The sequence below is a fragment of the Bacillus fungorum genome (genome assembly GCF_002746455.1).
In the GTDB taxonomy this organism is placed as follows: domain Bacteria; phylum Bacillota; class Bacilli; order Bacillales; family Bacillaceae_G; genus Bacillus_A; species Bacillus_A fungorum.
Genome location: NZ_NWUW01000020.1, coordinates 56,961 through 71,955, shown reverse-complemented (window position 1 = coordinate 71,955; position 14,995 = coordinate 56,961). Strand labels below are relative to the sequence as shown.

Genomic DNA, 14,995 nt, shown 5'->3' with positions numbered 1-14,995 from the left:
AAGAGGTTTGTTATAATATACATTATTTATTAACAGTAATTTACAGGTGTTTTGTAGCGAAGGGATATAAAGACTATTAAATCAATACATAGAATTCAATGAGGTATAGTGTTTTAAAAGATTATGGAATTTTTATGAATATTACTGTAATAAAATAATTTTTTTAAAATTTTCAATAATAACACTTTACAAAACTCAAAAAATTAGTAGAATAATAGTTAATAAGAATCTTCTGATAAATATATAAAGAAAAACAGAATTATCAGAAAATTCTTAAATGAGAGCGTTAAGAATTAGGGAGGGTACAGAAAGTGAAAAAGAAAAAAATAAAAAAACTAACAGCAGTTGTAGCACCAGTTTTAGCAATGAGTATGGCATTAACAGCATGTTCTACATCAGGTGGAGATAAGAAGACAAGCACAAATTCTAGCTCTGGCGGAGATAGCAAATCAGAAGAAAAATTAGCAGCGAAACAAGTGTTCAATAAAACTGAAAATCAGGAAATTCCAACAATGGATACTTCGAAAAGTACAGATGCATTAAGTTCTCAAATTTTAGGGAACACAATGGAAGGATTATATCGATTAGATAAAGAGAATAAACCAATCCCAGCAGCGGCAGAATCAAGCACGAAGAGTGAGGATGGTAAAAAATATACATTCAAATTACGTAAAGATGCAAAATGGTCTAATGGTGATCCAGTAACAGCGAAAGATTTCGTATTTGCATGGCAACGTTTATTAGAACCAAAAACAGCTGCAGAGTATGCATTTATTGCATTCCCAATTAAAAATGCAGAAGCAGTTAATAAAGGTGAAAAACCTGTAACAGAACTAGGAGTTAAAGCAGTAGACGACCTTACTTTAGAAGTTGAATTAGAACAAGCAGTACCATACTTCTTAAATTTAGTAGCATTCCCATCGTACTATCCATTAAATGAGAAGTTCGTGAAGGAAAAAGGAGATAAGTTTGGTTTAGAATCTGATACAACAGTATATAATGGGCCGTTTGTTCTGACGGATTGGAAGCATGAACAAGGTTGGAAATTGAAGAAGAACAATCAATATTGGGATAAAAAGACTGTAAAATTAGATGAAATCAACTATAGTGTTGTAAAAGAGCCAGCAACTATTGTGAATTTATATGATAGTGGTCAAATTGATTTCGGTTTATTAACAGGAGAATTCGTTGACAAATTTAGAAATAATAAAGAGGAATATGGGGTGTATAACGAACCAAGTACGTTCTTTATACGTTTAAATCAAAAACGTGGTGGACAAGATACACCGTTAAAGAGCAAGAAATTACGCGAAGCAATTGCGCTATCAATTGATAAAAAGAATTTAGCAAATGTTATTTTAAATGATGGGTCAAAACCTGCGGATTATTTAGTACCGAAAGGTTTAGCGGCTGGACCTGATGGGAAAGACTTCCAAGAAACGTTTAAAAACGGTATTAAACCAGATGCGAAAAAAGCAGCTGCTGCATGGGAAGAAGCGAAAAAAGAACTTGGAAAAGATCAAGTTACAATTGAGTTCTTAAACTATGATACTGGTAATGCGAAAAAAGTTGGGGAATATGTAAAAGATCAAATTGAGAAGAATTTAAAAGGTGTAACAGTTAATATTAAACTTCAGCCGTTCAAGCAAAAACTGAAATTAGAAACAGAGCAAGATTATGATATTTCATATGGTGGATGGAGCCCAGATTATTCGGATCCAATGACATATTTAGACATGTTTGAAACAAATCATTCTCATAACCAAATGAGTTTCTCTGATGCAAAATATGATGATATGATCAAAAAAGCTGGTGGCGAATTAATGGGAGATGCGAAAAAACGTTGGGAAGAGCTAGGAAAAGCTGAAAAATTACTTCTTGAAGAAGATGTAGCGCTTGTACCTATATATCAACTTGCTAGATCTTATGCTATGAAGCCAAATATTAAAGGTGTTGTTAAACATAATATTAGCCCAGAATACAGCTATAAGTGGGCATATGTTACTGAAAAATAATAAAAAAAGTACTTCAAAGCAGTCTATCTGCTTCGAAGTACTTTTTTTATTGTACAATGACACGAAAATGAAAGAGTAGAGAAAGAACGAAATGTAGTAGATGGAGGGATACCTGTAGCATGGTAATAGAAAATAGACTATTATCGTTAATTAGAATAAATTTTCTAAATATTTTAAAAATAACTTTACAAAAGCTGAAAAATTAGTAGAATATTAATTAATAAGAATTTTCTGATAACTAATTATTAGAAAATCTCTCAAAATTAGTTTCGTACATATAATTGGGGAGGGTACAAAAATGAAGAAAAAGATGAAAAAGTTCACGGCGGTTGTAGCGCCAGTTTTAGCGATGAGTATGGCGTTGACAGCGTGTTCTGGATCTGGTGGGGAGAAGAAATCAACTACGACGTCTAGTGGTGGTGGGGAAGAGAAAAAATCTGAAATTAAATACGCAGCAAAACAAGTGTTAAATCGTACAGAAAACCAAGAAATTCCGACGATGGATACTTCTAAATCTACTGATACGCTAGGGGCACAAATTTTAGGAAACACAATGGAAGGTTTATATCGTCTTGATAAAGATAATAAGCCAATTCCGGCTGCTGCAGAATCTAGTACGAAAAGCGAGGATGGCAAAAAATATACATTTAAACTACGGAAAGATGCAAAATGGTCAAATGGTGATCCAGTAACAGCAAAAGATTTCGTGTACGCATGGCAGCGCTTACTTGATAAAAATACTGCTGCAGAATATGCGTTTATTGCTTACTATATTAAAAACGCAGAGGCAATTAATAAAGGTGAAAAAGCTGCAACAGAATTAGGAGCAAAAGCGGTAGATGATTATACACTAGAAGTAGAGTTAGAAAAGCCAGTACCATATTTCTTAAATTTACTAGCATTCCCGTCATACTATCCTTTAAATGAAAAGTTCGTAAAAGAAAAAGGAGATAAGTTTGGTTTAGAAGCAGATACAACGCTGTATAACGGACCGTTCGTTATGGCTTCATGGAAACATGAACAAGGATGGCAGCTAAAGAAAAATGATAAGTATTGGGATAATAAGACTGTAAAACTAGAAGAAATAAACTATAGTGTAGTAAAAGAAGTTGCGACGAGAGTAAACTTATATGATACAGGATCAATTGATTTCACACTATTATCAGGAGAATTCGTTGATAAATATAAATCGAACAAAGAGGAGTATGGTGAGTACTCAGAAGCAAGTACATTCTTCTTACGCTTAAATCAAAAGCGTAACGGACAAGATACACCGTTAAAGAACAAAAAACTACGCGAAGCAATCGCATTATCAATTGATAAAAAAGGTTTAGCAAATGTTATTTTAAATAACGGTTCAAAAGCAACAGATCAATTAGTACCAAAAGGGCTTGCGACAGGATCAGACGGCAAAGATTACCAAGATACATTTAAAAATGGTCTGAAATATGATCCGAAAAAAGGTGCAGCAGCTTGGGAAGCAGCGAAAAAAGAACTTGGAAAAGATCAAGTGACAATTGAATTACTAAGCTATGATGATGGAACTGCAAAAAAAATTGCTGACTACTTTAAAGATCAAATTGAGAAAAACTTAAAAGGTGTAACGGTTAACACGAAAATTCAGCCGTTCAAACAAAAACTAAAATTAGAGTCAGCACAAGATTATGAAGTTTCGTTTGCAGGTTGGAGCCCAGATTATTCGGATCCAATGACATTTATTGATATGTTTGAATCGAAGAGCCCGTATAACCAAATGAGTTATTCGAATCCAAAATATGATGATATGGTGAAAAAAGCAGGTAATGAGTTAATGTCTGATGCGAAAAAACGTTGGGAAACGTTAGGTAAAGCAGAAAAATTATTACTTGAAGAAGATGCAGGGATGGTACCTTTATATCAAACAGGTAGAGCATATGTAATGAAACCGAATGTAAAAGGCATTGTGAAACATAACATTAGTCCGGAATATAGCTTTAAGTGGGCTTATGTAACGGAAGGCAAATAATAGAAAAAGAGCGTGTTTAAAAGTAGATAATGAAGTGACCCCTAAAAGTTAGACACGGTTATTTCATTAGGCAGCTTGATAAAATTGAGTCCGGTATTGCACCGGGCTCATTTTTAATTTTGCCTTTATCCGTTTCGTATTGTAATAATCTATATATATTTCTAATTCTCTTTTGAAATGCTCTACACTTTCAAACTCTTTTATGTAGAGGAATTCCGACTTCATGATCCCAAAGAAATTCTCCATTACTGCGTTGTCATAACAGTTTCCTTTTCGAGACATACTCTGCACAATACCCCTTGATTCAAGTGTCCGGACATATTGTTTCATTTGATAATGCCACCCTTGATCTGAATGCATCAATAGTTGGTGATTTTCAGGTAAACGTTCTAATGCTGTCTCTAACATTTCTGAAACAAGTGAATACGTCGGTCTAGAGCCAATTGTATAGGTAATAATCTCACCATTATACAAGTCTAATACAGGTGATACATACAGTTTCTCTCCAAACAATTTAAACTCTGTGATGTCTGTTACCCATTTTTGATTTGGTGCATCTGCATGAAAACTGCGTGCTAAAATATTGGGTGCAGTTTTACCAACTTTCCCCTTATAAGACTTATATTTTTTCATACGCACAACACACTTTAATCCAAGCTCTTTCATAATGCGCTGAACCTTCTTGTGATTCACTTTTTGACTACGATTCGTTAACTCATCACGAATACGACGGTAGCCATAACGACCTTCATTTCCCTCATAAATCGCTTTAATTTCGGCTTTCAAATCGGCATCTAAATCCGGGCGATTCATTTTCTTTACTAAATCATAATACGTGCTTCGTGGAATGTTAGCTAGCTCTACAAGTGCTTTCACCGAATATTTATGCCTTAATTCATAGACTACTTGCGCTTTGTCCTGTTTCATGATTTTTCCTTGTTTTGAACTAAGGCATTCAACTTTTTTAAGTACGCATTTTCCATTTCAAGCTGTTGAATACGTGCTTCAAGTGCTTCGACTGACCCTTCAGCTAAAGGTTGTTTTGATTGTTTATTTGACTCTTTTTTCATGGATGGACGCCCCTTTTTCTTAGATTGAAGGGCATCAATTCCTTGTATTTCGAGCTGTTTTTTCCAAACAGAAATCGTTGAAGGGGCAGGAATGTTAAAGATAGCTGCCGTCTCAAATAAGGACATACCGTTTTCAATCATAAAGTTTAGTACGTCTAGTTTAAATTGTTGTGTGTAATTTGTACATCGTTTTAGAAAAGCTTCCACACCATTTTGCTTATATTGGTTTACCCAATTCAAAATGACTGTGTCCCTTACACCAACCGCTCTACCAATTTCTCGATAACTTTCATTTCCGTTCAAATAACGTAGAACGATGTGTATTTTTTCATCAACTGTAAATTTAGCCATAGAAAAACTGCACCTCCAATTGTTAGATTATGTGTCTAACAATTGGGGTGCAGTTCATAATTCCTTTTAAAACGCTCTTTTTCTATTAAATTAAATAGAGGAGAATAAGAAAAGTGGTACTGACATATAGTAGATGGGGGAGAATTCGTATAGTAGTAATAGTAAAATACTTAGTTACTATAAAAATAAGATAAGTGAAATTTCAAAAATGAGGATAATTAACAGGATGTTAATTAGTGAAAAGGTATTAATAACTAAGTTCATAGAAAATCTCTCAAAGTTAGTTGCTTACATATAATTGGGGAGGGTATAAGAATGAAGAAAAAGATGAAAAAATTCACGGCAGTTGTAGCACCAGTTTTGGCAATGAGTATGGCTTTAACAGCATGTTCTGGATCTTCTGGTGGGGAGAAGAAACCGACTACAACGTCTAATAATGGTGGGGAAGAGAAGAAAGCGGATATTAAATATGCGGCAAAGCAAGTGCTAAATCGTACAGAAACGAATGAAATTCCGACAATGGATACTTCAAAAAGTACAGATACACTTGGCGCACAAATTTTAGGGAATACGATGGAAGGTTTATATCGACTTGATAAAGATAATAAGCCAATTCCAGCTGTAGCAGAGTCAAGCACAAAAAGTGAGGATGGTAAAAAATATACATTTAAATTACGTAAAGATGCAAAATGGTCAAACGGTGATCCTGTAACAGCGAAAGATTTCGTATTTGCATGGCAACGTCTAGTAGATCCAAAAACAGCTGCTGAGTATGCATTTATTGCTTACTATATTAAAAATGCAGAAACAATTAACCAAGGAAAAGCAGAAGTTGCAACATTAGGTGTAAAAGCGGTAGATGATTATACGCTTGAAGTGGAACTAGAAAGACCAGTACCATATTTCTTGAACTTAATGGCATTTGCGTCATACTATCCATTAAATGAAAAGTTTGTAAAAGAAAAAGGGAATAAATTCGGTTTAGAGTCTGATACAACAGTATATAACGGACCGTTCGTTCTTACTGATTGGAAACATGAGCAAGGCTGGAAATTAAAGAAAAATGAGCAGTATTGGGACAAAAAGACTGTAAAACTAGAAGAAATCAATTATAGTGTAGTAAAAGAACCAGCTACTAGAGTAAATTTATATGATACAGGTGCGATTGATTTCGCGCTTTTATCAGGTGAATTTGTTGATAAGTATAGAAATAATAAAGAAGAGTTTGGCGCATATTCGGAAACAAGTACGTTTTACTTACGTCTAAACCAAAAACGTGGTGGGCAAGATACACCGTTAAAGAGCAAAAAACTACGTGAAGCAATTGCATTATCCATTGATAAGAAAGCTTTAACGAATGTCATTTTAAATGATGGTTCAAAACCAGTAGATTACTTAGTACCAAAAGGTTTAGCAAGTGGACCAGACGGTAAAGATTTCGCAGAAACGTTTAAGAATGGTTTAAAACAGGACTCCAAAAAAGCAGCAGCAGCTTGGGAAGAAGCGAAAAAAGAACTAGGAAAAGATCAAGTGACGATAGAGTTATTAAATTATGATACTGGTAATGCGAAAAAAGTAGGGGAGTATGTAAAAGATCAAGTTGAAAAAAACCTAAAAGGCGTGACAGTAAATATTAAACTGCAACCATTTAAGCAAAAACTAAAATTAGAATCAGACCAAGATTATGATTTTTCATATGGTGGCTGGAATCCGGATTATGCGGATCCGATGACATATCTTGATATGTTTGAGACAAAAAATTCGCAGAACCAGATGAGCTACTCAAATTCAAAATATGATGACATTATTAATAAAAGTAAGACAGAATGGATGGCTGATGCAAAAAAACGTTGGACAGAGTTAGGAAAGGCTGAAAAAATATTACTTGAAGACGATGTAGCGCTTGTACCATTATATCAAAATGCTAGATCATATGTAATGAAACCAAATATAAAGGGAATCGTGAAACACAATATTAGTCCGGAATATAGTTTCAAATGGGCGTATGTAGAAGAGAAATAAAAAAGATAAGAGCATTTTCAAGCTGCGGTATAGCACTTGGAAATGCTTTTTTTATATGCACGATTTATTAATGGATGAATATATGTATTATAGAAAATTTAAAGGAGAATCCCATGAAACGAAACACATACATCGATTTCTTAGCTTATTACGGAATAGGGAGTGCTCATCCTGGTGGTTTTACGTTAACAAAACAATTGTTAGCACAACTGCCTTTTAAATATGGAGCAAATGTCCTTGAGATAGGCTGCGGTACGGGGAAAACAGCGGCGTATATGACAAAAGAATGTGGTTATAAAGTAACGGCGGTTGAAAAGAATGAGATTATGATTCAAAAGGCGAAAGATAGATGGTTGTTTGAAGGATTAGATATACAATTAATTGAAGAAAATGTAGAGAATTTACCGTGTTTGAATAACTCATTTGAATTCGTACTTGGAGAATCAATCATCGCTTTTACAGACAAAGAAAGGGTTATTTCGGAGTGCTATCGTGTACTACAGAAAGACGGTAAGCTTGTTGTCATTGAAATGATTATTGATAGGCATATTGATAAAGATGAGGAAGAGAAAATTGCTCAATTATACGGGATGAAAGAGCTATTAACTGAGAGTGAGTGGGTACAATTATTTCAGAAAGCAAATTTTAAGCGGGTTACTATTGCTGGCGGTGGTACAATTGCAGAAACAATCTCTGCTTATATAGAAGAGCCGGAATGGAATGTATCACAATTTATTCCGAATGAGTTATATGAGGCATGGGTGCAACATGAAAATATAAGGCTTATGTACCAACACATTTTAGGTCATCGTATTTTTATATGTGAAAAATAAAGAAAAAGAGTTGGCTAAAGATAGTCAACTCTTTACTTATGTTAAATGAAAAATAATGCAGCTAATGTAATTCCAAAGATAAAACCAAATCCGAGTTCAACACCCCAGCCACAACCGCCGCCGCCCCAGCTACCGCCACCACAATTACCGCAACCACGGCCGCCACATCCACAGCTGCTGAATCCACCACCGCATCCAAATCCACAACTATCGCATCTGCTAATGCCGCCGCAAAGATCGCAACCACCGTTTGCATATGCATCATAGTATCCGAATCCTGAATCAAAAGATGAGTGCTGTTGCACTGGCTCAATCCATACAGAGTTTTTCGTCACATCAATTATTTTGCCTAAATGAATGCGACCATCACGATCTTCAATGCGAACGACTTTACCGAAATAACGTTGGCACGTATCATAACATTTTTGTCTATGCATATTCATTCCTCCTTCCCCATTACAGTAATACGATATGTAAAGGGGACAAGTGCGGCTTGTACGAATGCCCTAACTATCATAATTGTTATAGGAAAGGGGAAATATAGGAAGAGGATATATAAGGAGGAAAAGTCATGAAATCTACAGATCAGTTTCAGACATACGAAGTACCGTGGGAAGAGTTTATTGAAGCGTTGCGAGAGGAAATGAAGAAGCAAATAGGTGCAGATATTATCGATACAGTAGTTTGCAATTTAGAAGATGGTTTTGAAGTGTATACATATGTACAGGGGGACTTGGATTTTGAGTATAAGGAAGCGCTGGAAAGGAAATACGGGAGCGATGCAAAAACTCCTAATGTGTTAACAATTATGTTATTAGCTAGCATTTATAGTACAAGTGAAGAGAATATACGCTTGCATGCGGATAATAAAGAGAATCCAATTGTTGAAGTGTATGTGAAGCGATAAATCAAACTTTTTGATATGTGTTTTCAATATGAAAAGTAGGAAAAGTCTGTTTGAAGTGTAGAGCTTAAACAGGCTTTTTTACTTACATTATCGGATAGAAAATGCTAGAAAGAATAATATTCAGCTTATACAACTGTTTACATAATAAAGTTATGGTGTGTTAGTTGTCCTAAAATACAAGTCATATATCTTGTATCCTCTCATAAATTTAAACATAGGAATTTGTCTACAAAGGTGGCGAAGCCTCATCATGAAAATTCGAATTTGTGCCACATTCATGTTGTTTCTATTTATATGGTTACATCCTTTTTGGACTTTTGCAAAAGGAGAGGAGGCAAAGGCAAGGGTCGTTTCACTTGTATATGATGATTCGGGCAGCATGAGAAATAACGATCGCTGGAAATATGCCAATTACGCTTTGCAAAGTTTAGTTGCGCTATTAGATGAAAAAGATAAATTTTCTTACGTTCCAATGAGCAAGCCGAATGATCCATTAAACATTTCATTAACGAAAGATAAGAGACAAACGGAAATTGAGGGAATTGGAGCATGGAAAACGTATTTAAATACTCCGTTTAGCGCAGTAGAAACGGCGATGCAATCTATAAAAAAGGAAGCAGATATAGATGGAAAACGTGAATTTTGGCTTATTGTCTTAACTGACGGGGCATTTAATGATTTAGAGAAAGATAAGGTTGGCGGAAAAGAACAAATTACACAAAAGTTAGCACAGTTTAAGAAAGAAATGGATGTAAAAAAGATATCGTTACATCCGGTTTTAATTACGATGGAAGAGGATTTAGGACAGCAAGAAAAAGCACAACTAAATACGTTTAAAGAAATATGGAAGAAAGAGATAAATGGAGTTACGATGCCGTCTAGTGGAGAGGATGGTATTGTAAAAAGCGTCAATCAGGTGGCGGCATTAGTCGCAAATCGTGATCCGTTCTCATCTGTTGAATCGATTGTAAAAACGAAAGTAGTAGGGAAGAAAGTAGAGATTACAACACCATTTCCGTTAAAGCGTATGACGCTTGTACGACAATCACCTTCTCTGCCCGATTATCAGGTCACACAAATTTCTAAACCATTACAATTACAATCTTCGTTTTCCATACATGCACCAGGAGAAGCGAAATTATTCGGAAATATAGTTCATATAAGTACGGAAAATGAGGAAGTTATTAAACCAGGGACTTATACGATAGAAGTGGACCAGGACATTGAGAAAGAAGGACTACAAGTACTAGTTGAACCGGCGCTTAACTACACTGTTTCTACTTATGATAAAGATGATAGTAGTCAAAAAAATGTAGAAAAAATGTACGAAGGTGTTACCGCTGTTATTGAAGCGAAGCCTACGGAATTACCAATTCAGTCTTCATATTTTCAGGCAGAAGTAGAAATAGACGGAAAACAGTACCCGATGAAGTGGGACGATAAAAAACATGTATTTTACTACGAAACGAAGATTGATAAAGGGTTAGTGCGCGGGAAAGTTCATATGAACATAAAGGGATTTTACCGACAAACGAAAGAATTTAAAATCGAAGTAACGGAAAAGCCGAAATTATCACTGCAAACCGTAACACAAGATTATGAAGAAAAAGTAACGAATTTAGAAAATAGTAAACCGTTTATTATACAACCACAGTTAGATGGTAAGCCGATGACAGAAGAAGCTGTAAAGAAACTATTAAAATCTACTGGTGTCATATCTAAACAATCAATCAACTATGAAATAAAACAACATGGCAATCAAATTTATATGTATCCTCGACCTCATTACTCCGACACATTCAATTTTACAGATACCGGCACCGTAGAAGCTACCATCGTAGTACAGGATTCAAAATTACAAGAAGTAAAGAAAAAAATATCACTTCATATTCAAAATGCACCGTTTTATGAAAAGTATGCGCTTATTTTTAAGTTTGTTATTCCTATCACTTTATTACTGTTAATAGTAGGAATAATCGTTTTAGGATGGATTGTCCGTCCAAGATTTCACCGGAAAGCACTATTGTATTACGAATGGGATCAAGAGGTAGCGAAAGATTGGTTATATCAATCTGAACCAGAGTTACTTAAAAATAAATGGTGGAAGCACTATTTTGGCATTCCATTCCGAGCAGAAAGAAAGACTGTGCAATCCGTTACGTTTATAGCAAAGAAAGGATCGAAGTCGATATTTGTAGCGAAAGAGTCACAAGTAATAGGAATGATTATTGATGGGATGTTTATAACAGAGGATGAGGTTGGAATGGAACATAAGACACTATATCCAAATGAACTTTTAGTAATTGATAGAGGCTATGGTAAGGAGATTTACAAATACGAGTGTGAATAGTAGATGGGGAAAAGAGGAGAGTAGTATATTTCCTCCTCTTTTCAAACAAGCAAGAATAGGAAGGTGGTTCACATGACATTACAAGTTCCAACGATATTAATTGGTTTAGGTGGAATCGGTAGTACTGTGACACATCAAATATATGAAAGGCTGCCTGAGGAGCGCCGAAAAAAAGTAGCAATGCACGTATTTGATACAGATGTGAATACATTGAGTAAATTTGATCATATTCGAAAGTTTAAGACGCAAACGAGTTCGAGTAAAACGCCCAGGGAGTATATTGCGGGAGATCCAACGATTCCAGAATGGTTTCCAATGGACCCAACTATACTTGATAAACCACTGACAGAAGGGGCAGGACAGTTACGCGTCATTTCCCGTTTAGCGTTACGTGCTGCGATGAAAGAAGATAAACTCACATCCTTTTGGCAAGAAATTGAGAAGATTTTTCCGGTCACAAGCGATCAAACGGAATATGGAGTGCGTGTCATTATCGTAACATCACTAGCGGGCGGAACAGGTTCAGGGATGTTTCTACAAATTGCATTATATTTACGTGAAATGCTTCGGAAAAAACTACAGCATCACAACATTTTAATACGTGGTGCGTTTTTAATGCCGGACGTTTTAGTTAAGACGAGAACGGTTAGTGCGAAAGAATTTGAAACGGTGCAAGCAAATGGCTATGCCTCGTTAAAAGAATTACATGCTATTACGCTCGGTTCTACTGGAGAATTATCAAAACGCGGCGGCGTAACAATTGAATTAGAGTATCGCCCTGATCAAGTAGATGAAGATGGAAGAACGAATCATACGATTAAACAACATCATTTACCGTACAATTATTGTTTCTTATACGATTACGAAAATTTACATGGACACCATCTGCACAATTTATCAGATTATATGGAGCAAATGGCAAATACGATTTATTTACAGTTATTTAGTCCGATGTCTGCAAATCATTTTGCACAGGAAGATAATCAAATTCAGCAATTAGCAGAATCAAGCGGGAAAGGGCGATATTGCGGGGCAGGAACGGCAAAGATTATTTATCCGTATGAGCATGTGTTAAAATATTGTGCTTTAAAATGGGCAGTGCAAGGTTTAGATGAATCGTGGCTTCATTTAGATCAATTGTTTCAAGAGAAGAAACAAAGATACGATCAAGATGTAAAACGTGGTATGCAACGTGAAAAGCCAGAGCGTGGGAAAAGTTATTTAGAAGATTTAGAACATCTTGCTACTCGCCCAGAACAGGCTCATATTTTCTATAGACAAATGTATAATGAAACACGTGAAGGAGCAGAGGGTGGTAAGGTTGGTGTTGCGAAATCTAAACTGTTTTTAGAAGCTGTAGAAAGCTATGTACAGCGTACGGTGCAAAAAGACGAGGAATTAAATCGCCTGCAGCATGAGTGTAAAATTTCGGCTGCGAAGCTGAAAATGATGGAGCAAATGAAAGGTGAAGTAGCAAGGGTGGATCATGCGGTTCGTTTATATGCGTATGCGATTCCGAGCCGCGTACATGAACATGTAACGACACTTTTATATGACATGATTGAATCAGACCGTTTTTCACCAAGTGGTTCTGAAGGTCAGTCATATCAACTAAATACATGGTTTTTAAAGAAAACAGATCCTGTTCATCCAGTATCAGCTCGTTTTATGTTGTATGAAATTCGAAAGCAGTTAGTAGAAAAAATGAATCGACTACATGAAAATAATGAACAAAAGCGTAATTTAATTCAAAACTACGATAAGAAATTTAATGTGAGTAATATTGATGGAACGGTAACAGCTGTTCGCCGAGTAGAAATCGCGCAGCAACAAGGATGGTTTGGAAAAATGATTAATAATCAGCAGCGTTTATTTAAAAAAGAATTTGAAGATATTGTAACGCAGTATGTACACAAATTAAATGAGTATCGTAAAGAAATGCTATTAGAACTCGTTTATCAATCGTTATATCAAGCAGTTAGTAAAATGATTCAATATTGGGAAAGGTTTTTTGATAATTTACATGAAACACGTGAAAATTTATTGTTTGAAATTCAAAAACGAAGCAAAGAATTTGAAGGGAAAACAAACCCAACGAATGTATACGTATTAGCTGAAGAGAAGTTGCAAGAAAAGATATGGCAAGATATGCAGCAACATTTAAATTTAGGTGTATTACCGAAAGATATATCAGCAGAAATTTATATGAGTTTATACGGGGAATATTGCAGAGATGCGAAAACGGAAGAGATTCAATCCAAAAAGGTAGAAGACTTTTATCGTGAGCACATATTAAGTTATTGCTACGATGAATTACAAATACGCTATCGAGATAAATTAGAGCTGAACATCGTTGAAGCACTAAGAAAAGAAGCGGATTATAAGAAGCGTGATCGTGATGAATACGTCCGTGAAAAAATTGAAGACTTGTTCCATTTAGCAAGTCCATTCGTGCCGAAAGTTTCACATCATAGGGAATTACAATATTGGGGTATACATCCATCTTTAAAGAAAGAACTGCAAGAGGAATTAATTCAAGAAATGTTTAAAGAAAAGGATACAGTAAATGAAGCTTTCTCGCCATTTGAAGTCATTTGTTATCGTGCACATTACGGTTTATCACTACAAGACTTTCCTAAGCTTTCGTCTGGACATATTGCAAATGGATTTATGAATGATAAAGGTGATTATTTTCAGTCGTACTATCGCCGTGTAAACAAGTTGAATAGTAAAAAATCTAGTTTAACGCCGCATTTAGATAAGTATTGGCACTTACCAGCATTCATGCCAGACTTAAATGCAACGCAAACGAAGTTAGATTATGATAAATGTAATCGAGCTCTTCTATACGCGTATATGTATCGCTGGATTAGTTTAGTTGCTGTTGACGGACAGTTCGTGTATCAATATAACGGCGTTGGGCGTAGCTTCTTAATTCAGTCGATGGGGAAAAATATTTCAAACGAAAGTTACAAATTACACAGAGCGTTGCTTCATAATCCGTTCATTTATGAAAACATCTTATCCAGATTTGAAGAAGAACAAGAAAAGGCGATGATACAAGGTGGACATTTATATACACATCCATTTGTATTAGGTGCTCAAGATATTAGATGGCTTCGTAAAGAGCATGTCCATAATATTTTAGATATGATTTTAATGTATGACCGTGAAGCAAAATATGACCCAACGTTAGAAGAAACTTCTGATGAATTATTAAGGCTATTCCTTGATGAAATTGAGTTATATTTCCAAAATTATTACGGTACAGGTGCCGATATGGTTGCAAAGAAAGAAAAAGAAATGTTTATTAAACAATTGTGGGATCGTTCGTACGCGAAAGGTTATGTAGATCCAAATAGTGCTCCTTATAAAAAGTGGCAAAATTTATTAAGCGTTCATGATGAAGAAGAAACGCCAAAAACGAATGTATAATGAATGA

General features: G+C 35.3%; 9 protein-coding genes. 7 read left to right on the top strand and 2 right to left on the bottom strand.

Translation table 11 applies throughout. From position 1 onward, the window contains the following. The first annotated feature begins 311 nt into the window (after positions 1 to 311). Both CO726_RS22590 and CO726_RS22585 read left to right on the top strand, forming a co-directional pair. Complete coding sequence (locus CO726_RS22590; RefSeq protein WP_136699820.1) at positions 312 to 2,015, top strand: peptide ABC transporter substrate-binding protein; 1,704 nt, start codon at positions 312 to 314, stop codon at positions 2,013 to 2,015. A 298-nt stretch (positions 2,016 to 2,313) separates the two neighbouring features. After that, entirely contained in the window at positions 2,314 to 4,020 is a 1,707-nt protein-coding gene (locus CO726_RS22585; protein ID WP_099685759.1) for a peptide ABC transporter substrate-binding protein, read from the top strand. A gap of 66 nt (positions 4,021 to 4,086) precedes the next feature. Here CO726_RS22585 and CO726_RS22580 read toward each other — a convergent pair. Beyond that, a protein-coding gene (locus tag CO726_RS22580) for an IS3 family transposase (protein ID WP_099685758.1) occupies positions 4,087 to 5,441 on the bottom strand; the annotation gives its coding sequence in 2 pieces (ribosomal slippage) (positions 4,087 to 4,988 and positions 4,988 to 5,441; 1,356 coding nt in all). 315 nt (positions 5,442 to 5,756) lie between these two features. On the opposite strand from CO726_RS22580, the gene CO726_RS22575 reads away from it, so the two are divergent. Together CO726_RS22575 and CO726_RS22570 are read left to right on the top strand one after the other, a co-directional pair. Continuing rightward, positions 5,757 to 7,463: a peptide ABC transporter substrate-binding protein gene (locus tag CO726_RS22575; protein WP_099685757.1), complete on the top strand. Its 1,707-nt coding sequence runs from the start codon at positions 5,757 to 5,759 to the stop codon at positions 7,461 to 7,463. A gap of 113 nt (positions 7,464 to 7,576) precedes the next feature. Continuing rightward, a complete protein-coding gene (locus CO726_RS22570) occupies positions 7,577 to 8,296 on the top strand; it encodes a class I SAM-dependent methyltransferase (protein WP_099685756.1) in 720 nt (239 codons plus the stop codon). A 41-nt stretch (positions 8,297 to 8,337) separates the two neighbouring features. Here CO726_RS22570 and CO726_RS22565 read toward each other — a convergent pair whose 3' ends face one another. After that, the gene (locus CO726_RS22565; protein ID WP_099685755.1) at positions 8,338 to 8,733 is read right to left on the bottom strand and encodes a hypothetical protein; all 396 of its coding nucleotides are present in this window, start codon (positions 8,731 to 8,733) and stop codon (positions 8,338 to 8,340) included. A 134-nt stretch (positions 8,734 to 8,867) separates the two neighbouring features. Here CO726_RS22565 and CO726_RS22560 point away from each other — a divergent pair, with 134 nt between their 5' ends. From CO726_RS22560 to CO726_RS22550, 3 genes are all read left to right on the top strand, one after another. After that, complete coding sequence (locus CO726_RS22560) at positions 8,868 to 9,203, top strand: hypothetical protein (RefSeq protein WP_099685754.1); 336 nt, start codon at positions 8,868 to 8,870, stop codon at positions 9,201 to 9,203. A 250-nt stretch (positions 9,204 to 9,453) separates the two neighbouring features. After that, positions 9,454 to 11,553, top strand: coding sequence for a vWA domain-containing protein (locus tag CO726_RS22555; protein WP_099685753.1), 2,100 nt, complete (start codon positions 9,454 to 9,456; stop codon positions 11,551 to 11,553). 72 nt (positions 11,554 to 11,625) lie between these two features. Beyond that, positions 11,626 to 14,988 (top strand): tubulin-like doman-containing protein, encoded by a 3,363-nt coding sequence (locus CO726_RS22550; protein WP_099685752.1) that lies wholly within the window; start codon positions 11,626 to 11,628, stop codon positions 14,986 to 14,988. Positions 14,989 to 14,995 lie beyond the last annotated feature (7 nt).